The following is a 21808-nucleotide window of genomic DNA, read 5'->3' on the forward strand; positions in this document are numbered from 1 at the left end:
GACGTGAACAGTGAGGCACGATTTCATGGGGCGCTTACAGCAGCCGGGCATGGCGTGGGCCGAGCTTAAAAACAAGCTCCGCGAAGGTATGGTGATTTGGATCACGCTGGGAGGCCTTTCATCTTATGGCTCGCCGTTCAGAATGTATCAGACACATTCTTCTCTGAGACCGAACTGAAGGATCGCGTGCGGTGGTATGGCATCTTGTTAGAAATCGGCTCCATCATGAGCATCGCCTGGGAATTAAATAAGTCGCTCCTGGAGGCGAACCGTACGCCGCTACTTTATGGATTCTTGTGTTGGGTCGGTGAATGGCGATTTATCGGTTTTCGACGCTCGCCTAGGAGCGTCAGCGCCTCTGCAATTCTCAGGGGTGTCGGTTCAATGGCAGCGGTTGGGACAAGTATTATCACTGCCGGCACGCTGGAGGAACGCGTCGCGCATTTGCAGAGAACACTGCAGGAAGTACAAGCCACGCTCGGTAGAGTATCGCTCAAGGTCGATGCTAGCGAACGCGAGTTTCGCAAGTTGTTGGAACAAGAAACTGCGCAGCGGGCACAGGCACTTTCCACACTGCGCGAGAACTTGGAACGTCAAGCGCTTGGCGATATTCGTGTACAAGTCGCCGCGCTTATGGTGCTGATCCTGAGCATATTTTTCGCTAACGCCCCGGATGAATTTGCCGTCGTCTTCAATAGAATTGGGCTCGGCGGCAAGGGGCATTGGTTATGATACCCGAAATGTTGTTGCCGTTCATTTGCCAACGGAGCCGCAGCGATGGGCAGGGTTGCTAGCGAGTGAATTTGATGGACTGGACCGCAATTCCGGCGGTCCCACGCCGTAACAGCTCACGCGCCTACAGCTTCCCGAACTCATCCAGAGTTCTGATGACCAAGGGCATGAACTCATTGCCGCCGCCGTGGCCGGCGTCTTCGAGAATATGCAGCCTGGAGGTCGTCCATCGCTTGTGCAGTTGCCACGCCGTGGACAACGGTCCGCTGACGTCGAAACGGCCATGGATCAGGGCGCCGGGAATGCCGTTCAATCTCGATGCGTCGCGGATCAATTGATCCTCCGCGAGAAATGCGGCGTGGCGCCAATAGTGAGTGACCAGGCGCGCAAATCGCAATCGAAATTCCGCGTCGTCAAATCGGGGATTTGGCCGGTGTCCCGGGGTGAGCGAGACGTGCGCATCCTCCCACTCGCACCATGCCCGGGCGGCCCTGTCGCGAACGGTCTCGTCGGCATCGGCAAGCATGATTGCGTAGGCATCGACGAGCGGCATGCCGCGGAGATGCCGGGGGACAGTCTCGGAAAAGCGCTCCCATTCCCTTGGAAAGATGCGCCCGACATCGTTGGTGATCCATTGCACCTCTGCACGCGATGTCGTCGTCACGAATCCGAGCACCATCGCTTTCACGCGTCGCGGATGCGGTTGTGCGTAGGCGAGGCCAAGCGTGGTGCCCCAGGACAAGCCCAGGACGATCCAGCTTTCGACACCGAGCAGCTCGCGCAGCCTCTCGATGTCTGCGACAAGGTGAGCGGTGGTATTGCTTGCCAGGCTCGAACCCGACTGACTTGCGAGCGGAAGGCTGCGACCGGAGCCACGCTGATCGAACAGCACAGCCCTGTAGACATCAGGATCGAAAAATCGTCTCTGACCAACAGAGCAGCCCGTGCCCGGACCGCCATGCAGGAAAAGCGCCGGCTTGCCCGCGGGATTGCCGCAACATTCCCAGTAGATCTGCTGGCCGTCGCCCACATCCAGCAATCCAGTCTCGTACGGCTCGATAGGCTGGAACTGAGCCATCGCTTTCTCCTGACGCCTTTTGGCAGCCTTTCTCTATGCCGCAATAGCGGGCTTTGGCAGGCCGGATTTATCGGGCGAACGAATTTAGCGCGGCCACCGGATCGCGACGGCGCGGATGAACCCACGGAAAAGCCGGCGCGACCAATGCTCGGCTTCATAAGGTCCTCATCACATGAGCTGGAAGAAGAAATACGCGATCGGTTGCCTGATTGCCCTGTTCGTTTTCACGGCCATGGACTCCTACGATCGCCCCAACAGGGACGTTCGCTTTGGAGCTGTCATCGTGATGGCGGCTGTATGGCCCGTCACAGTGTCCGTCATTTTGGGCGGAGCCGTCGGCGGGATGGTTCGCGATGGCTTGCCCAGCGAGAGCTAGGCAGGCCCTCGGCTCCCGAGAACCGAGGCTTCGACCTGTTCGGCGCCGAGCAACGGCGAACGAACCTGATGCGGCCCGCCGCTGAATTTCTCGCCGTCTGCGCTTAGGCAGCGATCCGCTGCTCGGCAGGCGCCGTCAGGAGCTTGAGCACTTCGGCATGCTCGAGGTCAGGGACCGCGATCGCCGTATGGCTGTAGGTCGCATGGCTGCGTGATTTGGCGATCTTGTCCAGGATCGCTTTGCCCTTGATGACGTGGAGGCCCATGCCCTCTTCGGAAGGGAAGATTGCCAGCACGACGTCATAGGCCGCGATGACGGCTCTGAGCGCCTCGGCCTTGTCTTCGGCGACATCGACAAACACGCGAACATCGGCCGCGAGTTCACGCAGCTCGTGAAAATCCAGCACTGTGAGGATACTCCAACGCAACGATACCAAGGGGAGCTTGGATGCGTTGGGTTACTGAAGTGTCAACAACACGGCTCGAACCACAGGTTTCACGGTGAGGTGTCTTGCTGAGCTGGCTGGATGAGGTGGCTTTGCCGCCGCCCGTGAACGCCGTTTTCGCGCGGGAGCGCTACGTCACTTGCGTTAAGTCACTTGCGCTAAGTCACTTGGCGTAGCCCTGGGACCGGAGCCACGCGATCTTGCGATCGCCGTTGATCCAGTCGTCGGCATCTGCCTTGCTGGTAAATCCGGCGATTTCGCGCTGCTCGTGGTCGGGGTAGTCCGCCAGGATCTTCCAGTCGCCATCGGCGATCCGGACCGCTCTAAACGTCACTTTTGTTTTGGCCATGCGCCACTATGCAACAAATGCTTTCGAAAGAGAACCAGTTAGGGGCTTTCGTGACTTCGGCTAATACGGGCATCGCTGCTGCCTGCTGGCGAACCGGCAGAACCCTCTATGGACATTGCTGAATTCGATTCGGCGCGGGTCGATGCAAGCGCTGTCATCCCGCCGAAACAGGCGGAACCGACGTCAAACTGCGGCTTGCGTTTTCGGCCCCGATGGGTTCTAAGCCCGGTGACTTCCTGACCGCTGGCATGAACACAAAGCGCGCTGCGCGGCTTTGTCGCGTGCCCGGCACGGTTACCCCACAGCCCGCGCGCACCCCATTCAGAAGGACGTTTGACATGGCGAAGATGACCAAGACTCAATTGATCGACGCGATTGCCGAGGGCACGCAGCTTGCGAAGAACGACGTGAAGTCGGTCATCGAGTACATGGCGACGGTCGGCTACAAGGAGCTCAACGAGTCCGGCGAGTTCGTCATTCCCGGTTTCGTGAAGATGTCGGTCGTGAACAAGCCGGCGACCGAAGCCCGCATGGGCGTCAATCCCTTCACCAAGGAGCCGATGCAGTTTGCGGCCAAGCCCGCGAGCAAGTCGGTGAAGGCATCGCCCCTGAAGGTCGCCAAGGACGCCGTCTGATCCTGCCATCGCGCACCGCTTGCGTGCCCAGAGCCCCGTTCCGATGATGTCGGAGCGGGGCTCTTTGTTTTGTCTCTTTGTTTTTGTCTTGGGCGGCGCGATGTCCGCAAAAGCGAAAGCCCCGCCTGGGGGGAGCGGGGCTTTCTGATGGGGATGAAGCCTGGGGGAAGCTTCAGGAATAAGACGCGCCAGCCCAGTAAAAGGTTCAGCCTTCCGAAGAAGAGAAAGAGAAAACCCCGCGCTTTCGCGCGGGGCTTTCCAAACTGACGGCGATGGGATTTCAGCGCCTGGCCGTCAGCCGTAGATCAAACCTGGGGTAGAAAATCCAAAAAGCAACAGCGCCGCCGTGACGGAGTATGTTCGTCAGGCGGCGCTGCCGTATGACTGGGCGCTGAAATCCCCAGCCTCGATGGGTCTTTGCGGCGCCCAAAAGGTTCAAGACGATGGGCGTGGGAAATCGCGCGAGGGGGGCTGGACTTTTTGTTCTCATTTTGTTCCTATGAGCCATCATCTTTTGGAATCCTTTGGGAGGTGACTCATGACCGTCGAAAAGCAGCGCGAAGTGATCAGACTCTGGAACGAGCTCAGGAAGGTCGAGGGGCCGGCCGCAGAAGAACTCCGCATCCAGATTCTCGAATGCTTCTCCGAGAAGGGCAAGGAGAAGCGCGCGGCGTGATGCGCGCGCGGGCGGACGCCGGCCGCGATGGCGCACGAGATCGCCATCGTGGTTGCGGCGGTCTCGATATTTCGCCGCCGAAGATGTCTGCCGGCGAAGACGTGAGCGCACGCGGTTTCATCGATCGTTAGGAATCGATTCTCGCTGATTTTCCCGACTCCGATTCGTTCTTCGAGAACGAAATGGAGTCGGATGCAGAACAAGTTGCGCGTCCTCGATGTCGATGCGAGCGTGCGTGTCAGAACGAGACAGCGTGAAGTCTCGCACAGTGCCGTTCTCGTCTCCCGCGCAGGAGATGAGCGAGGAGAGAGCGACATGGATGCATGCTGGTTGATCGAGATGTTCGCCGAGATCGCGAGAGTGTTCTGGTCCGACCGGCACGCAAGACACCACGCGAGGCTGCGCAGCGACAAGCCATCGGTGCCGCAGGTGCTGCCGCTGCGATCGACGCCGGCCGAGACGACGTGACGAGAAATTTCGCGCGCGACACCACTCGTTAAGAGTTGCTCCGCGCCGATTTCTTCGATTCCGATTCGTTCTTCGAGAACGAAATGCGGGCGAAGCTGGAACAAAGACGGTCGGCGAGGGGCGGGCCTGCCTCGGCGATCGCGCGATGCCTCAAGCGGCTCGCCGAGATCCAAACGGCGCTGCGCCAACTCCTAACGAAAGCTTGCGCGGGAAACGATAACCCTATTCGGTTAGGTTAAAAGCCCAATCGCGTTGCGCTTGCCGCGGGTTGGAGTAGGTGTCTGGCAACGACAAGAAACGACTTTGCCAAGAAGCCACTTTGCCATGACACCTTTTTCAGAGCCGTCCTTTTATCAAGGCGACCGCCACACCTACTGGCGCGTCGCGATCGTCGGCACGCTGTTCTGCCTCGCTTTCGTGCTGATCAGTTTTTCGCTGCGGCAGCAAGCCGAGGACACGCGCGTCGCGGTCAAGGCCGACCGGCTGGTGCGCACGGCGGGCCAGGCGCCGCACACCAACTAGCGCTCGTCACCACCGATCCGGTCGTCGGCCGCTGCGCGCGGGCACGAGGTGCCGCGGCTCGCGAGCGCGACGAAGCCGGCATAGCCGGACAGGTTGAGCAAGACTTCGAGCCACACGGGCATGTCGAACATGTCGAACCTCACTTGCGTGAAGACAACCTCAACTTGCATGCGCGGCGCTTGTTCCCGGCTCGCGCAAAAGAGATCCGCTAGTAAGAAGTCCGCCTAGAGCCGGGAGGAGGGGTCGAGCCGCCGGCCGAGGGTCGCGACGGACTCGGAGGAGGGCTGTTCCCTGAGGAACTCGGCGATGGCCCGCGCCAGCTCGCCGTCGCTCATCGGCGTCGGCGGCGGGCGCAGCGCGCCGACACCGAAACTGCGGACGATCTCGTCGTAATGTCGATCGCCGGATCCGGGAACGAGCCGGCGGATCCGGGCAAGCAAAGCGGATATCGGCAATCCTTCCTCCTCGGCCTTCCGCCCCGCGGGCAGCCGTTGTTCTCTGCTGCCCATTTGCTCCCGTGGAACAAAAACCCCGCCAGCATCGCGGAGGATACTGACGGGGCTTTCGTGCTGGGCCTTCACCGGATAGCGGAGGCTTCGCACTTGCAATTCCAACCGCCGCACGGCGATTTCGTTCCGCCTCGCATCGATTTTTTTGACCGGCTCCGGTTCCGCGCCGCGCGCAACCATCAAACGGCACTCGCGTTGTCACCCCAGACGCGAAGGAGGAGCTCATGAAAAAGACACTGGCAGTTCTGGCCACCGTCGCAGCCGTCGGCGTGACCGCGGTGGCGGCGCCTGCGCCTGCCGAGGCGCGCGGCCGCGGCATCGGCCCGGGCCTCGCGTTCGGTCTTGCCGCCGGCGCGATCACCGCGGGCGCGATCGCCGCGTCCCACCCTTACGGCTATTACGGCCCTGGCTACGGCTATTATGACAGCCCGGGCTACTATTACGGATCTGGCCCGTACGCCTATTATGGCGACGGACCGTATTACTATCGCCGCCACTATTACCGTCACTGGTAACGGCGGGGGTAAGTGAAAAGCCCGGAGCGATGCTCCGGGCTTTTTTCATGCGTGGCGATCAGGCGCGTGCTACGGCCAGAGCGAGGGTCGCTCGACCTTGCGTGCGTTCTCAAGCGTCGACACGAAATACTCTTCGCGCTCGCGCTTGAACTTCTCCTGGGTGGCACGGAAGGCGGCGACACGGGCGGCGATCTCTTCGCGTTCACGGATCTTGCGTTGTTCGTCTTCGGTCATGTCCATCCCCTCTGTTCACACTTGGACGATGTTACTCGGGTTGTTTTTACAGGGTCGTGTTTACGAGTGTCCTCAAGCGCTGCCGCCGCACCGGGCCTTGAGTCGCATAACACATGCATTGGCGCTTCTGATTGGGGCGTCAATGGGGAGGAGGCATTGCAGGATTGTGATATGCGATGGGCGGAAAAAATTGCCGAGCGCACCTGCGTTCGCAGTTGATAACAGCGTCAACAATCTTGTCGCTTGCGCATCTTGCAGCTAGCGCAAGACCAAAGCGGGAGGCGTGCGATTGATTGCATCGGATCTTCGCAGCGGCGTTGAACGTCTCGGCGACATGATCGCCGAGGCGAAGACCATCGTACCGTTCACCGGCGCCGGCATCTCGACCGAATGCGGCATCCCCGACTTCCGCTCGCCGGGCGGCATCTGGACGCGCAACCGTCCGATCCCGTTCGACGAATTCGTTGCGAGCCAAGAGGCGCGCGACGAATCCTGGCGCCGGCGCTTCGCGATGGAGGAGACCTTCGCGGCGGCAAGGCCCGGCCGCGGCCATCGCGCGCTCGCCTCGCTCTACCGCGCCGGCAAGGTCCCCGCGGTCATCACCCAGAACATCGACAATCTGCACCAGGCCTCGGGCTTCGCGCACGAGCACGTGATTGAACTTCACGGAAATACTACTTATGCGCGATGCGTCGGATGCGGGCAGACCTATCAGCTCGACTGGGTGAAGCGCCGATTCGACCAGGACGGCGCTCCAAACTGCACCGTGTGCGACGAGCCGGTGAAGACCGCCACGATCTCGTTCGGCCAGATGATGCCGGAGGAGGAGATGCAGCGCGCAACCGCGCTGTCGCGCGCCTGCGACCTCTTCATCGCGATCGGTTCCTCGCTCGTGGTGTGGCCGGCAGCGGGCTTTCCGATGATGGCGAAGCGCGCGGGTGCACGTTTGGTGATCATCAATCGCGAGCCGACCGAGCAGGACGACATCGCCGACCTCGTCATCCGCCACGACATCGGCGAAACGCTCGGACCCTTTGTCGGCAATTGAGGCGTTAGTTTGATTCGCGGCTGTGCAAGCTGTTCATAGGTTCCGGCGAATCTCTTTTTTGTCTATGCGCCGCAACCGGGAGTGTTATCTTTTGAGTCGAAAGATTCGCGTCGCGTCGAATTGAGAACATTCTCTTAAGACGCGTGATTCGAGCGCCGCCAATGTGGCGGGTTGCATGGCAGTGTGGGGTCCGGGGTTATGGGGTCGTCGGACGGATTTGAGTCCAAAAAGCTTGGAGTTCCCGGACAGGGCACGTCGCCGGGGCGCATGACGCCGGGCGAGCACGGCAGCGGCCGCGAGAGCGGGCTCAGCCCGTTCACCGGCCTTGGCGAGGCCAGCGCCAACCTCGTCGAAGTCCACGGCGTCATCAAATGGTTCGACGCGTCGAAGGGCTACGGCTTCATCGTTCCCGACAATGGCTGGCCGGACGTGCTGCTGCATGTCACCGTGCTTAGACGCGACGGCTTCCAGACCGCCTATGAGGGCGCGCGCATCGTCGTCGAATGCATCCAGCGCGCGAAGGGCTACCAGGCCTTCCGCGTGGTCTCGATGGACGAGTCGACCGCGATCCATCCGGCGCAGATGCTGCCGCCGCGCACCCACGTCACGGTCACCCCGACCAGCGGGCTGGAGCGGGCTCAGGTCAAATGGTTCAACCGGCTGCGCGGCTTCGGCTTCCTGACCTGCGGCGAGGGCACGCCCGACATCTTCGTGCACATGGAGACGCTGCGCCGCTTCGGCATGACCGAATTGCGCCCCGGCCAATATGTCCTGGTCCGCTTCGGGCCCGGTTCCAAGGGCATGATGGCGGCCGAGATCCATCCCGAGACCGGATCGCCCGGACTGCAGTCGCACTAGCGGCGGCAGGATCGCCAATTCCCGCAATCGTGAGCAGAGGCGCGCCGGCTGACCGGCGCGCCTCTGGCTTTTCGGGCGGTCGCCGCGTAGGACTGTTCCATTCCCACGCCCTGAGTGCCATCCCATGAATCTTGATCGAAAGGCTGTCTGGTCCGTTGCGAAGGGCTGGCTTGCCGCCATCCTGGTCATCGCCGGCGTTGTCGTGGCGGGCGGACCTGTCCGAGCCGCGAGCTTCCAGCCGCTCGAGATCGTCACCAAAAGCGGCGTGCAGGTGTTCTCGGTGGAGATGGCAACGACCGAGGAGGAGAAGCAGACCGGCCTGATGTACCGCAAGGAGCTGGCCGACGGCAAAGGCATGCTGTTCGACTTCAATCCCGAGCAGGAAGTGTCGATGTGGATGAAGAATACCTATGTCCCGCTCGACATGATCTTCATCCGCGCCGACGGCCGCATCCTGCGCATTGCCGAGAACACCGAGCCGCTGTCGACCAAGATCATCTCGTCCAAGGGCCCCGCGCGGGCCGTTCTGGAGGTGGTGGCGGGAACGGCGCAGAAATACGGCATCCGCCCCGGCGACCGCGTCGGCCACCCGCTGTTCGGCAGCAAATAGAGCCGTCCGGTGGGGGCCTTCCCGGCCTTGCCGGCGCCTTTAGGACGCTTGCTGGCGCTTTGGGAAGCGTGTATCGACAGGGCTCGCCGGACATTCGGGGTATAGCGCAGCCTGGTAGCGCGGCAGTTTTGGGTACTGCAGGTCGTTGGTTCGAATCCAGCTGCCCCGACCAGTCCCGAGGTCGAACCTCCTTCATTTCCTTCGAAATTTCGACTCGCGGATCCCGGCTCAGAACAGCAGCCAATCGGCGAGGCGCCAGGCGATCCAGGCGAGGGCGCAGATCCAGCCCAGCATCACGATCCCCGCGACGCCGAGTCCGCAGAGTGCGAACAGCGAGTCTCCGGGCTCCGGCGCCTCGGAGAGTTTCTCGGTCGTATCGATCTGGCTCACAGCATCCCCCTTGCCTTGCGGCCCGTTGTTCATTGGTCTCTTCTCGCTCGACGAAATTCACCGACCGGGCTCCAGCTCACACGGACGTGAGACGCGATGACCGTCCGTCCATGGCGGGCGCGCGCTGATCGTTGGCGCTCGCCAGGACCCCGGACGGATGGGAAGAAGCTGCAACGCGCCGCGCGGCGATTGGTTGCGGCCGTCCGGCGCGGAACATGCGTGCCGGATCGAACTTTCTCACGCGGCCAGCGCCTGCTTTGCAGACCCGGCGCGTTCGGCCTGAAGCCCTCGCGCTCGTTGCTTGCGCAGCCCGACTTCCGCGCGATTTTTCAAGGCATTGGCGCGGTCGGCCCGACGCAGAATTACCAAAGATTCATCGAACCTTTGGCTGTCGCCATGGACATATGGATGTTGGGGATTTCAGCGCCCAATGCCTAACGGACGCCGCCAAGCGATAATACTCCGCTTGCGCGGCGTTGCGCTTTTCAAACGTCTTTTTTGCAGGCGTCGCGATCTTCAGACGTCGCGTTCTTCAGAATTGCCCAATCAGCTCGAGGCGTGCCAGCCGGGCGGAAACGGCACGAACGGCCAGACCATCTGGTTGTCGTTGGCGGCCCTTGGCGGTTCGTGAGCCGACGTCCTGACGGCCGGGACAGGCGGCGTCGATCGCACCGCCAAGCGCAGACATGCACACTGCAAATTCATTGTGGTCGCCCCAGCCAGTATGTCTTTTTTCAAAACGTCCGAGTCTTAAACCTTCAAGTCTTCAAAACTTCCGAGTCTTCCTCAAAATCCAAGTCGTCTTTAAATTCCAAGCTCTTTAAAAAAAGCGACGTCAGTTCAAATTCAATCGCGCGTCCCGAAAACGGTGCACTCACTCTCAAATCACGCATGCATTGTAGAAAAACCGGCGCCGGCTTTCAACCAGCCTGGCCACCTGTCCGCGACAGGTAAGGTTGATGGGTTAGGTTAAGAGCGAGCGGTTGTTGCGGCCACTTTGGCGATCGTTATCAGATCAGTGCCGGCTCGCGATGGGCTGCCTGGAATTCGCGCTCACACAAGATCACAGTTCGTCGCGGCGCGCGTATCCTGTGAGTTCTGTGTCATGTCTTTCGATCGCAACTTAAGAACGGCCAGCCCGCAGTCGAGCTGGACCGAAATCTGGCACCTCTGGACCGTGATCGTGCCGCGCCGCTCGATCAACGGGCAGCTCGTTTACGGCAAGGTCTGGCGCCGGCACGACGGCCGCGACTGGATCTACAAGAAATTCACCGAGTTCGACAGCGAAGAAGCGGCCTGAAGCGATGCGATCGTAAATCGTCATCCCGCTTTCAGGTTGGTGCCTGCACGCGCGGAAGCGGCAATTTGAAGTGACGTTTCGCGTAAGCGACGATCTCGTTGTCGGAAGGATGGTCGGCCGTTTCCACTGCGGCAATCCGCTTGGCGACATCTGGCGCGTTGGCGCGGATGTGGCTGGCGAGCTCGGTCTTCGCGTTGGCCGGGCCGATGATCAGGACTTCGCCGGCATCGGCGAGGGCTTTGGTCACCTCAGCGTAGAACGTCTTGTCAGGCGCGGCATGGCCGCTGCCGATCTCATTGGCCTTGTGATGGAGATGACGCGTTGCCAGATGCGGATGCAGCGTGATTTCGTCGGAGCCGCTCAGGCCGAGATGGAAGATCCGGGCCTGCGTGTGGTCGATCCATACAATGGCGTGAAAATGAGAGGGCATGTGCTTGGCCTTGTCCGGGAGGAAGCGCCGACGTCGATGCGGCGGCGCGAGTCGCGGCGACACTAGTTCGGCCGGCGCCGGCCCTGGTTGACGCAGGTCAATCCAATCCCGGACGAACCGACAGCGGCGTCGGAACGGTGCGCCCGGACGAACGGGCGTCCCGGCTCAGGCGGCCTTCGTTGCGGGCGCCGGCTTGGATGGCGGGGGCTTCAGCGGCTTGTCCTGCCGCTTCGACCACGAGATGTAATACGCCACCGTCGTCATGATCGCGATGCCGGCGATGCTGACGAAGAGCTGCGCGAACAGCGAGCCCGAGCTCATCGACAGCTCGAAATGGCCGACGAAGGACAGGAACACGCCGACGCAGAACACCGCGAGCGATTGCTGGCCGCAGACGATCAGGGGATCGAACACCTTCCATTCCAGGCCCGGCCAGTCCTTCGGCACGAAGCGGATCACCAGGATCACGATCACGACGAAATGGATGAAGCGGTACGGCGCAAGGTTGGTCTTGTCGTTGGGGTTGAAGGCCGAGAACAGCCATTCCGGGAACATGCCGCCGATGGCGGGGAAGCGGCCGGCCATGGTCATGACCAGTGCGAACAGGAGATAGCCGAGGCAGAGCCACAGCGTGATCGGCGAATTGATCAGCGTCATCGAGCGCCGCGCCCCGCCCATCGCGCACCAGGCGCCGAACACGAACAGCACCTGCCAGGCATATGGATTGAAGTACCACTGGCCGGCCGGATAGGCGGTCAGGTTCAGGCCGTAATGGCGCGCGGCGAGCCACAGCACGATCGACAGCACCATCGTCAAATCGGGCTTGCGCAGCATGAACCACAGCACCGGCGGGAACAGTCCCATCAGCACGATGTAGAGGGGCAGCACGTCGAGATTGAGCGGCTTGAAGCGCAGGAACAGGCCCTGGCGCAACGTCTCGGTGGCGTTGTCGACGAGGCCGGCGACGTTGAACTCGTTGATCATATCTGAATCGCCGAAGCGCAGCGCCAGATAGCTGATCGAGGCGATGTAGATCACGAACAGGATGATGTGGGCGACGTAGAGCTGCCAGACCCGCTTGGTCAGGCGCGTGGCGCCGACGATGAAGCCGCGCTCCAGCATCATGCGCGCATAGACGAAGGAGGCGGTGTAGCCGGAGATGAAGACGAACAGGTCGGCCGCGTCGGAAAAGCCGTAATTGCGCGTCGTGATCCAGTTCACGACGTTGTCAGGGATGTGGTCGAGGAAGATCGCCCAGTTGGCGACGCCGCGAAACAGGTCGAGCCGTAGGTCTCGGCCTTTTTCAGGGAGCGTGGCGTTGATGTTCAGGAAGGCCATGCGACGGGAGCTCTCGGAGGGGATAGATGCGCTGATGTCGGCGAGGCAGTGCGGCCGGGCTGAATCCCGGCGCGGAAGGCGGGTACGGAATTGTCACGGTGCAGCATAATGACTATACCGTCGGTAAGGGTGACCGGGGGGCCGGAATCACCGATCAGTTCCCGATCGGTGTCTCTATACTATCCCTGAGGTTTCCACCAACTGCCACCCTGACGCATCGAAATCGAACGAAAAGACGAAAAGGCCCGGACCACCCCATGACCGCACGCATTTTCAAGCCCGCCAAGAACGCGATGCAATCCGGCCGGTCCAAGACCCGGGAATGGCAGCTCGACTACGAGCCGGAGCAGCCGCGTGCGGTCGAGCCGCTGATGGGCTGGACCTCGTCCGGCGACATGAAGCAGCAGATCACGCTGCGCTTCGACAGCAAGGAAGAGGCGGTCGCCTATTGCGAGCGCAAGGGCATCGCCTACCAGGTCATCGAGCCCCAGGATTCGATCCGCCGGCCGGTCGCCTATGCCGACAATTTCTCGTTCCGGCGCGGCGAGCCCTGGACGCATTGAGGGGGCAGGTGGCTGCTCCGACTTCATACGACGTGATGTACTCGTCATGCCCGGGCTAGTCCCGGGCATCCACGTTTTGGGCCGCGTGAAAGAGCGTGGATGGCCGGGACATAGGCGAGCGGAAGCGACGCCGTCCTTCAGACGGTTATGCCCGGCCATGACCGTGGGGAGGTATTCCCCCGAACTCGATAGTGCCGCGCGCTTGGCTCTTGGCACCAATTCCGCCTCATGCTTCGCTGGTCCCGGCATCACGGGATCAGGGCGAGGTGGGGGATGGCCGGGCGTGACCAGCTCGACGGCGTCGATCTGAAGATCTTATCCGAGCTGCAGCAGGACGGGCGGGTTCGCAACAACGAGCTGGCGCTGCGCGTCGGCGTGTCCGCGCCCAACTGCCTGCGGCGGTTGAAATCGCTGTTCAGCCGCGGCGTGATCCGGGCGGTGCGCGCCGTCATCGACGAGCGGCTGCTCGGCTATGAGGTGGTGTCGTTCGTCTCGATCCAGCTCGGCAGCCAGGCCCAGCCGGTGCTGGAGGTGTTCGAGGGCTCGATCGCCGCGATCCCGCGCATCCAGCAGTGCTGGCGCATTTCCGGCGACACCGATTATCTGCTGAAATGCGTCGCGCCGAGCGTCGAGAGCATGCGCCAGCAGCTGCTGCATTTCGCCGCGATGCCCGATGTGAAGAACGTCCGCAGCTTTCCGGTGCTGGGCGTCGCGAAGGACGTGCCGCTGCCGTTGCAGGAGGTTGCGGCGGCGGGATAGGAGATCGCTCCGCCGGTGTGAGGCTCACAGAGACTGCGAAGGAGCTGAAATCATGTACATCGCAGGCTTCGTCATTCCGGTGCCGGAGGACAAGATGGAGGCCTATCGCCGATGGGCGGAGAACGGCGCGGCGCTGTTCAGGGAATACGGGTGTCTGGAGATCGTCGAGTCCTGGGAGGACAACGTCCCCAGTGGCACGCACACCGACTTTCGCCGCGCCGTGAATGCGAAGGACGGCGAGAAGATCGTCTTCACCTGGCAGGTCTGGCCCGACAAGGCAACGCTCGAGGCCGCCGAAGCCGGGATGGGCGACGACAAGCGATTTGAGGCTGCGGGCGACATTCCGTTCGATCCGAAGCGTCTGATCCTGGGCTGCTTCAGGCCGATCCACGTCATGGGGCGCCAGGACCGGTAAGGGCGTCATAGTGGAACTATATATCTTAGTAACTCACATAAGTTTGACATGTGATTTGCGAAGCCCTGCAATGCGCCGGATCGTGATTGTCGGTCCCTGCGCGCTGCCTAGATGCAGGGTGTGAGCCTCAGCCTGCATCGCACGCTGGGGATGCTTTTGTGGGACCCTAAGCAGGAAAAGACATCATGACATCGACTTCGAAGACGATCGCAGCGTCTGCTGCGGCGCTGTGTGCGTCTGCGTTTTTTGTTCTGTCGGCACCGGCTGCGAAGGCCGACGATTACTGCATTACCAACGGCGCCCAGGCCGCTCACGGCTGCGGTTATCCGACGATGGAAGCCTGCCGGCAGGCGGCAGGCGGCATCGGCGGCTCGTGCTCGCAGGCCGGCGGCGCGAAGACCACCAACGACGCGCTCGCCTTCCAGCCGAAGCAGACGCAGTCGCGCACCAAGCCTCGTTCGGGCGCGCAAAACTAACGCCTGACATCGAGACCGGATCCGGGACATTGCGGCCTCCGAGAGTGATCTCGGGGGCCGTAACTTATGACATGCAGACAACAATGCGCTTCGGCGCCCATCAGCGATACCTTCCGCGAAACTCGCGCGGTGAGGCGCCGGTCCAGCTTCGGAAGGCGCGGGAAAAACTCTTCTCGTTGCGGAAGCCGGCGATCTCCGCGATCCGCTTGATCGGGGTGCGGCCGCGCATCAACTCCTGCTTGGCGAGCTTGAATTTGGTCTCTTCCTTCAGATCGCGCAGCGAGGTCGCTTCCTCGCGCAGGCGCCGGTGCATGGTGCGGGTGGAGAGCGCAAGCTCGCTTGCGACATCCTCGGCGCCGAGACTGCGTCCGCGCGCATTGCGCAGCACGCGGCGCACGCGCTCGACCAGCAGCCGGTCGCGCCGATAGGGCAGCACGGTCAGCCGCAGCGCGCCCTTGAGCATGCTGTCGAGATCGGCCGGGCTGCGGGTCAGCGGCAGTGAAAGATAGTGCTTGTCGAACACGATACGGGCGCCATCCGCATCAAAGCTCAAATGCCTGCAGAAGATCGTCGGATAGACCGAGACGTGGCCCGGCTCGGAATAGGGAAACTCGGCCGCACGCAGCGCGATCGCGGAATCGACGGCCCAGCAGGAGAAGCCGAGGACATAGCGGAGCAGGGTGACGAGGCAGAATTCGCGCAAGGGGCCGAGATCGCGCTGCTCGCGAAGGGAGATGGTCGCGGTCTCATCACCAAGCGAGAGCTCGAACAGCACGTCCTCGGTCAGCAGGCGATGATGCCGGCACCAGCGCTTTAGCGCGACTTCGAGATTGGGGGCCGTGATCGAGGCGCGGCACAGCATGCCATAGGTTCCCCAAGGCAGCCGGCGCGAGAACCAGCCGAGCGCTTCGTCGTCGAGCTCGCGCATGGCGTGGCCGGCCAGCGCCTCGAACTGGGCCGCCGTCACCCGTCCGTCCTGGGATCGAACGAGATCCTCGGTGACCTGGCCCTTACCCAATGCCTCGGCCGGATCCCGCCCGTAAAGGGCATAAGCGGCAACCACGCCGCGGACGAAGGCGGCTGGGGTCATGGCGCGGCGGGGCGTCGCGGTTGCGGCTTGGAACGGCATGAAAAATCCTCGCCAAAGTTGGCGGAAAATGCAACCTTTTCGACCGCCAGGACGCCCGGGCGGGGGTAGGTTCGGACCCGACAAGAATACGGAGGAATCGCCTTGAACATCCCGAGCATCGATTTCGATCTGGGCGAAGACATCAGCATGCTGCGCGACACGCTGCGCGCCTTCGTGGAGGCGGAGATCGCCCCGCGCGCCGCCGAGATCGAGAAGGCCAACCTGTTCCCGGCGGATCTCTGGAAGCGCCTTGGCGACCTCGGCCTGCTCGGCATGACGGCACCGGAGCAATATGGCGGCTCCAACATGGGCTATCTCGCCCATATCGTCGCTATGGAGGAGATTTCGCGCGGGTCGGCAGCCGTGGGCCTGTCCTACGGCGCGCATTCCAACCTCTGCGTCAACCAGATCCGCCGCAACGGCAACGACGCGCAGCGCGAGCGCTATCTGCCAAAACTGATCTCCGGCGAGTATGTCGGCGCGCTGGCGATGTCCGAGCCCGGCGCCGGCTCCGACGTCGTCTCGATGAAGCTGCGTGCCGACAAGCGCGGCGACCGCTACGTGCTCAACGGCTCGAAAATGTGGATCACCAATGGCGGCGACGCGGACGTGCTGGTCGTCTACGCCAAGACCGATCCGGAGGCCGGCCCGCGCGGCATGACTGCCTTCCTCGTCGAGAAGGGCTTCAAGGGATTTACCCACGGCCAGCATCTCGACAAGCTCGGCATGCGCGGCTCCAACACCTATCCCTTGTTCTTCGACGAATGCGAGGTGCCGGAGGAGAACGTGCTCGGCAAGGTGGGCGAGGGCGTCAAGGTGCTGATGTCCGGCCTCGATTATGAGCGCACCGTGCTTTCGGGCGGCCCGCTCGGGATCATGGCGGCCTGCATGGACGCGGTGGTGCCCTACATGCACGAGCGCAAGCAGTTCGGCCAGCCGATCGGCGACTTCCAGCTGATGCAGGGCAAGCTCGCCGACATGTATGCGACCTGGCAGGCCACACGCGCCTATGTCTATGCGGTCGGGCGCGCCTGCGACCGCGCCGACCATGCGCGGACCCTGCGCAAGGATGCCGCGGCTGCGATCCTCTATTCCGCGGAGAAGGCGACGTGGATGGCGGGCGAGGCGATCCAGGCGCTCGGCGGCGTCGGCTACACATCCGAATTTCCGGTCGGACGCCTGTGGCGCGACGCCAAGCTGTACGAGATCGGCGCCGGCACCTCGGAAGTGCGCCGCATGCTGATCGGCCGCGAGCTGATGGCCGAGACGGCGTAGGTCCGGCGCACTTGGAATTGCCGCGGTCCAACCTGGCCGCGGCCTCTCACCAGATCACCAGAAACGCGGGACAACATGCCGCTCCATTCCAGCATCGATCCGTCGTCGTCAGACTTTGCGCGCAATTCCGAGGCCATGCGCTCCCTCGTCGCGGACTTGCGCGAAAAGCTCAGCCAGGTCGCCGGCGGCGGCGGCGAGGCCTCGCGCAACCGCCACACCTCGCGCGGCAAGATGCTGGCGCGCGAGCGCGTTGACCTCTTGATCGATCCCGGGACCTCGTTCCTGGAGCTGTCGCCGCTGGCGGCCTACGGCCTCTATGGCGGCGACGTGCATTCGGCGAGCGTCGTCACCGGGGTGGGGCGCATCTCGGGCCGCGAATGCGTGGTCGTCGCCAACGACGCCACCATCAAGGGCGGCACCTATTATCCGATGACCGTGAAGAAGCATCTGCGCGCGCAGGACATCGCGCGGCAGAACAATCTTCCCTGCGTCTACATGGTCGATTCCGGCGGCGCCTTCCTGCCGCTCCAGGACGAGATCTTTCCGGACGAGCGCCACTTCGGCCGCATCTTCTACAACCAGGCGCAGATGTCGTCGCAAGGCATCCCGCAGGTCGCGATCGTGATGGGGTCCTGCACCGCCGGCGGCGCCTATGTGCCGGCCATGTCGGACGAGAGCATCATCGTGCGCAACCAGGGCACCATCTTCCTCGGCGGCCCGCCGCTGGTGAAGGCGGCGACCGGCGAGGTGGTGACCGCGGAGGAGCTCGGCGGCGCCGACGTGCATTCGCGGCAATCAGGTGTGACCGATCACTACGCGCAGAACGACGCCCACGCGATCGGCATCGCCCGCCGCATCGTCGGCACCTTGAAGCCGTCGAGCCGGCCGAACCTCAACATGCATCCGCCGCGCGATCCGCTGTTCGCGGCCGAGGAGATCTACGGCGTGGTGCCGGTCGATGGCCGCAAGCCGTTCGACGTGCGCGACATCATCGCGCGCGTCGTGGACGGGTCGGAATTCGACGAGTTCAAGAAACTCTACGGCACGACGCTGGTGTGCGGCTTCGCCCATATCTGGGGCTATCCGGTCGGCATCATCGCCAACAACGGCATCCTGTTCAGCGAGAGTTCGTTGAAGGGGGCGCATTTCATCGAGCTATGCTGCCAGCGCGGCATTCCGCTGGTGTTCCTGCAGAACATCACCGGCTTCATGGTCGGCAAGAAGTACGAGGCCGGCGGCATCGCGCGCGACGGCGCCAAGCTCGTGACGGCGGTTGCGACCGCCTCGGTGCCGAAGTTCACCGTCGTGATCGGCGGCTCCTACGGCGCCGGCAATTACGGCATGTGCGGCCGAGCCTACTCACCGCGCTTTCTCTGGATGTGGCCAAACGCGCGCATCTCGGTGATGGGCGGCGAGCAGGCCTCGATGGTGCTGAGCCAGGTCCGGCGCGACAATATCGAGGCCAGGGGCGATAGCTGGTCCAGGGACGAGGAAGACAAATTCCGCGAGCCGATCCGCGCGCAGTATGAGAGCCAAGGGCATCCGTACTACGCGACCGCGCGCCTGTGGGACGACGGCGTGATCGACCCGGCCGACACCAGGCTCGTGCTCGGCCTCGGCCTCTCGGCGGCGTCGAATGCGCCGATCGAGCCCACCAAATTCGGCCTATTCAGGATGTGATGCGATGGACCGCTCAAAGCTCTACCGGCGTTTTCGCACGCTCCTGATCGCCAACCGCGGCGAGATCGCCTGCCGCGTCATCCGCACCGCCCGCGCCATGGGCCTGCGCACGGTCGCGGTCTATTCCGAGGCCGACCGCGACGCGATGCATGTCGCGCTCGCCGACGAGGCCGTGCTGCTCGGCCCCGCGCGGGCGCGTGACAGCTATCTCAATGTCGAGCGTCTGATCGAAGCCGCGCGAAAGACCGGGGCGGAGGCCGTGCATCCCGGCTACGGCTTCCTGTCGGAGAATGCCGAGTTTGCGCATGCCTGCCTCGACGCGGGGCTGGTCTTCGTGGGGCCGACCGCCGGGATGATGACGGCGATGGGCTCGAAGTCCGGCTCGAAAGCGCTGATGGAGAAGGCGGGCGTGCCGCTGGTGCCCGGCTATCACGGCGAGGCCCAGGACGAGGCGACGCTGGCGAAGGCCGCGAACCAGATCGGCTTCCCGATCCTGGTGAAAGCGTCCGCCGGCGGCGGTGGCCGCGGCATGCGGATCGTGCGCTCGGCGGCCGAGCTCGGGCCCGCGATCGTCAGCGCCAAGCGCGAGGCCAAGGCCGCGTTCGGCGACGACCGCATGCTGATCGAGAAATATGTCGACAATCCCCGCCATATCGAGGTGCAGATCATCGGCGACAGCCACGGCAATCTGCTCTCGCTGTTCGAGCGCGAATGCACGCTGCAGCGCCGGCACCAGAAGGTGATCGAGGAAGCGCCGTCGCCGACCCTCAATGCGGCACAGCGCGAGACGGTCTGCGCCGCGGCGCGGAAGGCGGCGGGCGCGGTGAACTATGTCGGCGCCGGCACCATCGAGTTCGTCTCCGACGGCAAGGACGCGTTCTTCATCGAGATGAACACGCGTCTCCAGGTCGAGCATCCCGTGACCGAACTGATCACCGGAATCGACCTCGTCGAATGGCAGCTGCGCGTCGCCTTCGGCGAGGCGTTGCCGCTGCGGCAGGACGAGATCCGCCTCAACGGCCACGCGGTCGAGGCGCGCGTCTACGCCGAAAATCCGACCAAGAACTTCATGCCCTCGGTCGGAAAGATCTCGACCTGGCGGCTGCCCCCGGAGACCGGCGGCCTGCGCATCGACGCGGGCTATCGCGAGGGCGACAGCGTCTCGCCGTACTACGACGCGATGCTCGCAAAAATGATCGCCTGGGCACCGACCCGGGATGTCGCGATCGAGCGGCTGAACCGCGGACTGGAGGACTCCGACGTCCGCGGCATCGTCACCAACATCCCGTTCCTGTCGGCGCTGATCACGCATCAAAAAGTGCGGGCGAATGCGATCGACACCGGCTTCATCGAGCGCGAGCTGGCGGTGCTGACGCAGGCTACGCCGGCGCCCGGCGAGCTCGAGCTCTGCGCCGCGGTCGCCGCGATCGTGAACGACGAGCGGCAGGCCGCGCAGGCCGAGGCGAATTCGCCCTGGCAGACGTTCGGCTGGATGCCGGTCGGCCGGCGTCAGCGCAGCTTTGCCTTCCGCGTTGGCCACGGGCCTGAGCAGAAGATCACCCTCAACTACGGCAGCGGGCCGTCGACGCTTGTGATCGGCGACCGCGAGCTGGCATTCGCGATCGCGCCGCGCGATGGCGGCTTCGATCTGACGCTCGACGGCGTCAAATCCCAGGTCGCCGCCGTGATCGACGGCCATGAACTCTATTTGCGCACGCGCCACGGCCGCTTCGACCTGCATTGGGTCGATCCGTTCGGCGGCGAGACCGAGGAGCAGGCCGGCGCGGACAAGATCGCGGCACCCTTGCCGGGCACGGTCGTCGCCGTGCTGGCCGAGGAGGGCGCAACGCTGGAGAAGGGCGCGCCGATCCTCACCCTCGAAGTGATGAAGATGGAGCAGACGCTGCGGGCGCCCTATGCCGGCGTGCTGACGTCGATCAAGTGCAAGGTCGGCGACATCGTGCAGGAGGGCGTCGAGCTCGCCGTGGTCGAGCCTTCGGGAGAATGAGATGAGCGAGCCCGTCCGCATCATCGAGATGGGGCCGCGCGACGGCCTCCAGAACGAGAAGAGTCCCGTCAGCGTCGAGGCCCGCATCGCCTTCGTCGAGGCGCTGGTCTCAGCCGGCCTCGATACGGTCGAGGTCGGCGCTTTCGTGTCGCCCAAGGCGATCCCGCAAATGGCAAGCTCCGATGCCGTGCTGCGCGGCGTGAGCCATATAACGGGTGCCGAATTCCACGTGCTGGTGCCGAACGAGAAGGGCTATGACGCCGCCCGCGCCGCGGGCGCGAAGGTGGTCTCGGTGTTCGCGGCAGCCTCCGAAGGCTTTTCGCGGGCCAACATCAACTGCACGGTCGCGGAGTCGATCGAACGGTTCAAGCCGGTGCTGGCGCGCGCCAAGACCGACGGCATCAAGGTGCGCGGCTACATTTCCTGCGTGCTGGGCTGTCCGTTCGACGGCGAGATCAAGCCGAAGGCGGTGGCCGATCTTGCTAGCACGCTGTGGGACCTCGGCTGCTACGAGATCTCGCTCGGCGACACCATCGGCGTCGGCACCCCGGCCAAGGCGAAGGAAATGCTGCGCGCCGTCAGCGCCGACATCCCCGCCGCCAATCTCGCGATGCACTTTCATGACACCTACGGCCAGGCGCTCGCCAACCTCTATGCCGGGCTGGAGCAGGGCGTCCGCGTCATCGATGCCGCCGCCGGCGGCCTCGGCGGCTGCCCCTACGCCCCCGGCGCGACCGGCAATGTCGCGACCGAGGATGTCGTCTACATGCTCGAAGGCATGGGCATCAGCACCGGCGTCGACATGGAGAAGCTGTTGGCGGCGACGAACGAGATGAGCGGCGTGCTGGGCAAGCCGCCCGTGAGCCGCGTGGCGTCCGCGCTGAATGCGAAGAAGAAGCGAACTACGTCCTAATTTTCGTAGGGTGGGCAAAGGCGCATAGCGCCGTGCCCACCATCTCTCCGCGATCGAATTTGGAAATGGTGGGCACG

Annotated in this window: 30 protein-coding genes and 1 tRNA gene; 21 read left to right on the forward strand and 10 right to left on the reverse strand. The window is 63.4% G+C overall.

Going from position 1 to position 21808, the window contains the following annotated elements:
• Positions 1–225: 225 nt before the first annotated feature.
• Complete coding sequence (locus WN73_RS38525) at positions 226–732, forward strand: hypothetical protein (RefSeq protein ID WP_271557439.1); 507 nt, start codon at positions 226–228, stop codon at positions 730–732.
• A 124-nt stretch (positions 733–856) separates the two neighbouring features.
• On the opposite strand, the gene pip is transcribed toward WN73_RS38525, so the two are convergent.
• Entirely contained in the window at positions 857–1810 is a 954-nt protein-coding gene (pip, locus tag WN73_RS38530) for a prolyl aminopeptidase (protein ID WP_271557440.1), read from the reverse strand.
• A gap of 172 nt (positions 1811–1982) precedes the next feature.
• Between pip and WN73_RS38535 the strand changes: the two genes are divergently transcribed.
• The gene (locus tag WN73_RS38535) at positions 1983–2186 is read left to right on the forward strand and encodes a hypothetical protein (RefSeq protein ID WP_028171322.1); all 204 of its coding nucleotides are present in this window, start codon (positions 1983–1985) and stop codon (positions 2184–2186) included.
• A gap of 103 nt (positions 2187–2289) precedes the next feature.
• Here the strand turns inward: WN73_RS38535 and WN73_RS38540 are convergent, their stop codons facing one another.
• Positions 2290–2592, reverse strand: coding sequence for a hypothetical protein (locus WN73_RS38540; RefSeq protein ID WP_028171323.1), 303 nt, complete (start codon positions 2590–2592; stop codon positions 2290–2292).
• Between the two features lie 202 nt (positions 2593–2794).
• On the reverse strand, positions 2795–2980 hold the full coding sequence (locus tag WN73_RS38545) for a hypothetical protein (RefSeq protein WP_271557441.1): 186 nt from the start codon (positions 2978–2980) through the stop codon (positions 2795–2797).
• A gap of 338 nt (positions 2981–3318) precedes the next feature.
• Between WN73_RS38545 and WN73_RS38550 the strand changes: the two genes are divergently transcribed.
• The 4 genes from WN73_RS38550 to WN73_RS38565 all read left to right on the forward strand — a co-directional run bounded on the left by WN73_RS38550 (position 3319) and on the right by WN73_RS38565 (position 5281).
• The gene (locus WN73_RS38550) at positions 3319–3615 is read left to right on the forward strand and encodes an HU family DNA-binding protein (RefSeq protein WP_027542683.1); all 297 of its coding nucleotides are present in this window, start codon (positions 3319–3321) and stop codon (positions 3613–3615) included.
• A 538-nt stretch (positions 3616–4153) separates the two neighbouring features.
• On the forward strand, positions 4154–4291 hold the full coding sequence (locus WN73_RS38555) for a hypothetical protein (protein ID WP_165448157.1): 138 nt from the start codon (positions 4154–4156) through the stop codon (positions 4289–4291).
• 315 nt (positions 4292–4606) lie between these two features.
• Complete coding sequence (locus WN73_RS38560) at positions 4607–4759, forward strand: hypothetical protein (RefSeq protein ID WP_271557442.1); 153 nt, start codon at positions 4607–4609, stop codon at positions 4757–4759.
• Positions 4760–5083: 324 nt separating this feature from the next.
• Positions 5084–5281, forward strand: a complete 198-nt coding sequence (locus WN73_RS38565; protein WP_271557444.1) for a hypothetical protein — start codon at positions 5084–5086, stop codon at positions 5279–5281.
• On the opposite strand, the gene WN73_RS38570 is transcribed toward WN73_RS38565, so the two are convergent.
• Positions 5278–5451, reverse strand: a complete 174-nt coding sequence (locus WN73_RS38570) for a hypothetical protein (protein ID WP_074076975.1) — start codon at positions 5449–5451, stop codon at positions 5278–5280. The two genes, WN73_RS38565 and WN73_RS38570, sit on opposite strands and share 4 nt — an antisense overlap.
• 54 nt (positions 5452–5505) lie before the next feature.
• Entirely contained in the window at positions 5506–5970 is a 465-nt protein-coding gene (locus WN73_RS38575) for a hypothetical protein (RefSeq protein WP_271557446.1), read from the reverse strand.
• A 44-nt stretch (positions 5971–6014) separates the two neighbouring features.
• Here WN73_RS38575 and WN73_RS38580 point away from each other — a divergent pair, with 44 nt between their 5' ends.
• Complete coding sequence (locus WN73_RS38580) at positions 6015–6305, forward strand: hypothetical protein (protein ID WP_011087180.1); 291 nt, start codon at positions 6015–6017, stop codon at positions 6303–6305.
• 69 nt (positions 6306–6374) lie between these two features.
• Here the strand turns inward: WN73_RS38580 and WN73_RS38585 are convergent, their stop codons facing one another.
• Positions 6375–6539 (reverse strand): hypothetical protein, encoded by a 165-nt coding sequence (locus WN73_RS38585; protein ID WP_164933808.1) that lies wholly within the window; start codon positions 6537–6539, stop codon positions 6375–6377.
• Positions 6540–6828: 289 nt separating this feature from the next.
• Here WN73_RS38585 and WN73_RS38590 point away from each other — a divergent pair, with 289 nt between their 5' ends.
• From WN73_RS38590 to WN73_RS38605, 4 genes are all read left to right on the forward strand, one after another.
• Positions 6829–7587, forward strand: a complete 759-nt coding sequence (locus WN73_RS38590; RefSeq protein WP_161535003.1) for an SIR2 family NAD-dependent protein deacylase — start codon at positions 6829–6831, stop codon at positions 7585–7587.
• Positions 7588–7785: 198 nt separating this feature from the next.
• A complete protein-coding gene (locus tag WN73_RS38595; RefSeq protein ID WP_027542689.1) occupies positions 7786–8445 on the forward strand; it encodes a cold-shock protein in 660 nt (219 codons plus the stop codon).
• A gap of 124 nt (positions 8446–8569) precedes the next feature.
• Positions 8570–9055 carry a DUF192 domain-containing protein gene (locus WN73_RS38600; protein WP_271557451.1) on the forward strand — a complete coding sequence of 162 codons (486 nt, stop codon included), beginning with the start codon at positions 8570–8572 and terminating at the stop codon, positions 9053–9055.
• A 95-nt stretch (positions 9056–9150) separates the two neighbouring features.
• Positions 9151–9227 (forward strand) — tRNA-Pro (locus tag WN73_RS38605).
• 56 nt (positions 9228–9283) lie between these two features.
• Here the strand turns inward: WN73_RS38605 and WN73_RS38610 are convergent.
• Positions 9284–9478: an RNA-binding protein gene (locus tag WN73_RS38610; RefSeq protein ID WP_231166472.1), complete on the reverse strand. Its 195-nt coding sequence runs from the start codon at positions 9476–9478 to the stop codon at positions 9284–9286.
• A gap of 186 nt (positions 9479–9664) precedes the next feature.
• Between WN73_RS38610 and WN73_RS38615 the strand changes: the two genes are divergently transcribed.
• Positions 9665–9883 carry a hypothetical protein gene (locus WN73_RS38615; protein WP_028171329.1) on the forward strand — a complete coding sequence of 73 codons (219 nt, stop codon included), beginning with the start codon at positions 9665–9667 and terminating at the stop codon, positions 9881–9883.
• A 667-nt stretch (positions 9884–10550) separates the two neighbouring features.
• Positions 10551–10745, forward strand: a complete 195-nt coding sequence (locus WN73_RS38620; protein WP_271557458.1) for a hypothetical protein — start codon at positions 10551–10553, stop codon at positions 10743–10745.
• A gap of 31 nt (positions 10746–10776) precedes the next feature.
• Here WN73_RS38620 and WN73_RS38625 read toward each other — a convergent pair whose 3' ends face one another.
• Together WN73_RS38625 and WN73_RS38630 are read right to left on the reverse strand one after the other, a co-directional pair.
• Positions 10777–11175 carry a hypothetical protein gene (locus tag WN73_RS38625; RefSeq protein ID WP_028171331.1) on the reverse strand — a complete coding sequence of 133 codons (399 nt, stop codon included), beginning with the start codon at positions 11173–11175 and terminating at the stop codon, positions 10777–10779.
• A 165-nt stretch (positions 11176–11340) separates the two neighbouring features.
• Positions 11341–12513, reverse strand: coding sequence for an OpgC domain-containing protein (locus tag WN73_RS38630; protein WP_271557460.1), 1173 nt, complete (start codon positions 12511–12513; stop codon positions 11341–11343).
• Positions 12514–12770: 257 nt separating this feature from the next.
• Between WN73_RS38630 and WN73_RS38635 the strand changes: the two genes are divergently transcribed.
• The 4 genes from WN73_RS38635 (at position 12771) to WN73_RS38650 (ending at position 14726) form a co-directional block, all read left to right on the forward strand.
• Positions 12771–13076 (forward strand): ETC complex I subunit, encoded by a 306-nt coding sequence (locus WN73_RS38635; RefSeq protein WP_028171332.1) that lies wholly within the window; start codon positions 12771–12773, stop codon positions 13074–13076.
• Between the two features lie 273 nt (positions 13077–13349).
• A complete protein-coding gene (locus tag WN73_RS38640) occupies positions 13350–13835 on the forward strand; it encodes an Lrp/AsnC family transcriptional regulator (RefSeq protein WP_271557462.1) in 486 nt (161 codons plus the stop codon).
• A gap of 52 nt (positions 13836–13887) precedes the next feature.
• On the forward strand, positions 13888–14250 hold the full coding sequence (locus WN73_RS38645; protein WP_271557463.1) for a DUF1428 domain-containing protein: 363 nt from the start codon (positions 13888–13890) through the stop codon (positions 14248–14250).
• A gap of 185 nt (positions 14251–14435) precedes the next feature.
• Entirely contained in the window at positions 14436–14726 is a 291-nt protein-coding gene (locus WN73_RS38650; RefSeq protein WP_161534999.1) for a DUF3551 domain-containing protein, read from the forward strand.
• Between the two features lie 100 nt (positions 14727–14826).
• Here the strand turns inward: WN73_RS38650 and WN73_RS38655 are convergent, their stop codons facing one another.
• Positions 14827–15855 carry an AraC family transcriptional regulator gene (locus tag WN73_RS38655; protein WP_271557466.1) on the reverse strand — a complete coding sequence of 343 codons (1029 nt, stop codon included), beginning with the start codon at positions 15853–15855 and terminating at the stop codon, positions 14827–14829.
• 147 nt (positions 15856–16002) lie between these two features.
• Between WN73_RS38655 and WN73_RS38660 the strand changes: the two genes are divergently transcribed.
• The 4 genes from WN73_RS38660 to WN73_RS38675 all read left to right on the forward strand — a co-directional run bounded on the left by WN73_RS38660 (position 16003) and on the right by WN73_RS38675 (position 21731).
• Positions 16003–17130, forward strand: a complete 1128-nt coding sequence (locus tag WN73_RS38660; RefSeq protein ID WP_074077705.1) for an isovaleryl-CoA dehydrogenase — start codon at positions 16003–16005, stop codon at positions 17128–17130.
• Between the two features lie 75 nt (positions 17131–17205).
• Entirely contained in the window at positions 17206–18810 is a 1605-nt protein-coding gene (locus tag WN73_RS38665) for a carboxyl transferase domain-containing protein (protein WP_271557468.1), read from the forward strand.
• Between the two features lie 4 nt (positions 18811–18814).
• Positions 18815–20818, forward strand: a complete 2004-nt coding sequence (locus WN73_RS38670) for an acetyl/propionyl/methylcrotonyl-CoA carboxylase subunit alpha (RefSeq protein WP_271557470.1) — start codon at positions 18815–18817, stop codon at positions 20816–20818.
• A 1-nt stretch (position 20819) separates the two neighbouring features.
• Positions 20820–21731: a hydroxymethylglutaryl-CoA lyase gene (locus WN73_RS38675; protein WP_271557471.1), complete on the forward strand. Its 912-nt coding sequence runs from the start codon at positions 20820–20822 to the stop codon at positions 21729–21731.
• Positions 21732–21808: the final 77 nt, after the last annotated feature.

The sequence above is a fragment of the Bradyrhizobium sp. CCBAU 45394 genome (assembly GCF_028128655.1).
Classification (GTDB): Bacteria; Pseudomonadota; Alphaproteobacteria; order Rhizobiales; family Xanthobacteraceae; genus Bradyrhizobium; species Bradyrhizobium diazoefficiens.

Coding starts and splice junctions, on each gene's coding strand:
- WN73_RS38525 (WP_271557439.1), top strand. CDS start 226: ATGAGCATCGCCTGGGAATTAAATAAGTCGCTCCTGGAGGCGAACCGT.
- pip (WP_271557440.1), bottom strand. CDS start 1,810: ATGGCTCAGTTCCAGCCTATCGAGCCGTACGAGACTGGATTGCTGGAT.
- WN73_RS38535 (WP_028171322.1), top strand. CDS start 1,983: ATGAGCTGGAAGAAGAAATACGCGATCGGTTGCCTGATTGCCCTGTTC.
- WN73_RS38545 (WP_271557441.1), bottom strand. CDS start 2,980: ATGGCCAAAACAAAAGTGACGTTTAGAGCGGTCCGGATCGCCGATGGC.
- WN73_RS38550 (WP_027542683.1), top strand. CDS start 3,319: ATGGCGAAGATGACCAAGACTCAATTGATCGACGCGATTGCCGAGGGC.
- WN73_RS38555 (WP_165448157.1), top strand. CDS start 4,154: ATGACCGTCGAAAAGCAGCGCGAAGTGATCAGACTCTGGAACGAGCTC.
- WN73_RS38560 (WP_271557442.1), top strand. CDS start 4,607: ATGGATGCATGCTGGTTGATCGAGATGTTCGCCGAGATCGCGAGAGTG.
- WN73_RS38565 (WP_271557444.1), top strand. CDS start 5,084: ATGACACCTTTTTCAGAGCCGTCCTTTTATCAAGGCGACCGCCACACC.
- WN73_RS38570 (WP_074076975.1), bottom strand. CDS start 5,451: ATGCAAGTTGAGGTTGTCTTCACGCAAGTGAGGTTCGACATGTTCGAC.
- WN73_RS38575 (WP_271557446.1), bottom strand. CDS start 5,970: ATGGTTGCGCGCGGCGCGGAACCGGAGCCGGTCAAAAAAATCGATGCG.
- WN73_RS38580 (WP_011087180.1), top strand. CDS start 6,015: ATGAAAAAGACACTGGCAGTTCTGGCCACCGTCGCAGCCGTCGGCGTG.
- WN73_RS38585 (WP_164933808.1), bottom strand. CDS start 6,539: ATGACCGAAGACGAACAACGCAAGATCCGTGAACGCGAAGAGATCGCC.
- WN73_RS38595 (WP_027542689.1), top strand. CDS start 7,786: ATGGGGTCGTCGGACGGATTTGAGTCCAAAAAGCTTGGAGTTCCCGGA.
- WN73_RS38600 (WP_271557451.1), top strand. CDS start 8,570: ATGAATCTTGATCGAAAGGCTGTCTGGTCCGTTGCGAAGGGCTGGCTT.
- WN73_RS38610 (WP_231166472.1), bottom strand. CDS start 9,478: ATGAACAACGGGCCGCAAGGCAAGGGGGATGCTGTGAGCCAGATCGAT.
- WN73_RS38620 (WP_271557458.1), top strand. CDS start 10,551: ATGTCTTTCGATCGCAACTTAAGAACGGCCAGCCCGCAGTCGAGCTGG.
- WN73_RS38625 (WP_028171331.1), bottom strand. CDS start 11,175: ATGCCCTCTCATTTTCACGCCATTGTATGGATCGACCACACGCAGGCC.
- WN73_RS38630 (WP_271557460.1), bottom strand. CDS start 12,513: ATGGCCTTCCTGAACATCAACGCCACGCTCCCTGAAAAAGGCCGAGAC.
- WN73_RS38635 (WP_028171332.1), top strand. CDS start 12,771: ATGACCGCACGCATTTTCAAGCCCGCCAAGAACGCGATGCAATCCGGC.
- WN73_RS38640 (WP_271557462.1), top strand. CDS start 13,350: ATGGCCGGGCGTGACCAGCTCGACGGCGTCGATCTGAAGATCTTATCC.
- WN73_RS38645 (WP_271557463.1), top strand. CDS start 13,888: ATGTACATCGCAGGCTTCGTCATTCCGGTGCCGGAGGACAAGATGGAG.
- WN73_RS38650 (WP_161534999.1), top strand. CDS start 14,436: ATGACATCGACTTCGAAGACGATCGCAGCGTCTGCTGCGGCGCTGTGT.
- WN73_RS38655 (WP_271557466.1), bottom strand. CDS start 15,855: ATGCCGTTCCAAGCCGCAACCGCGACGCCCCGCCGCGCCATGACCCCA.
- WN73_RS38660 (WP_074077705.1), top strand. CDS start 16,003: ATGCTGCGCGACACGCTGCGCGCCTTCGTGGAGGCGGAGATCGCCCCG.
- WN73_RS38665 (WP_271557468.1), top strand. CDS start 17,206: ATGCCGCTCCATTCCAGCATCGATCCGTCGTCGTCAGACTTTGCGCGC.
- WN73_RS38670 (WP_271557470.1), top strand. CDS start 18,815: ATGGACCGCTCAAAGCTCTACCGGCGTTTTCGCACGCTCCTGATCGCC.
- WN73_RS38675 (WP_271557471.1), top strand. CDS start 20,820: ATGAGCGAGCCCGTCCGCATCATCGAGATGGGGCCGCGCGACGGCCTC.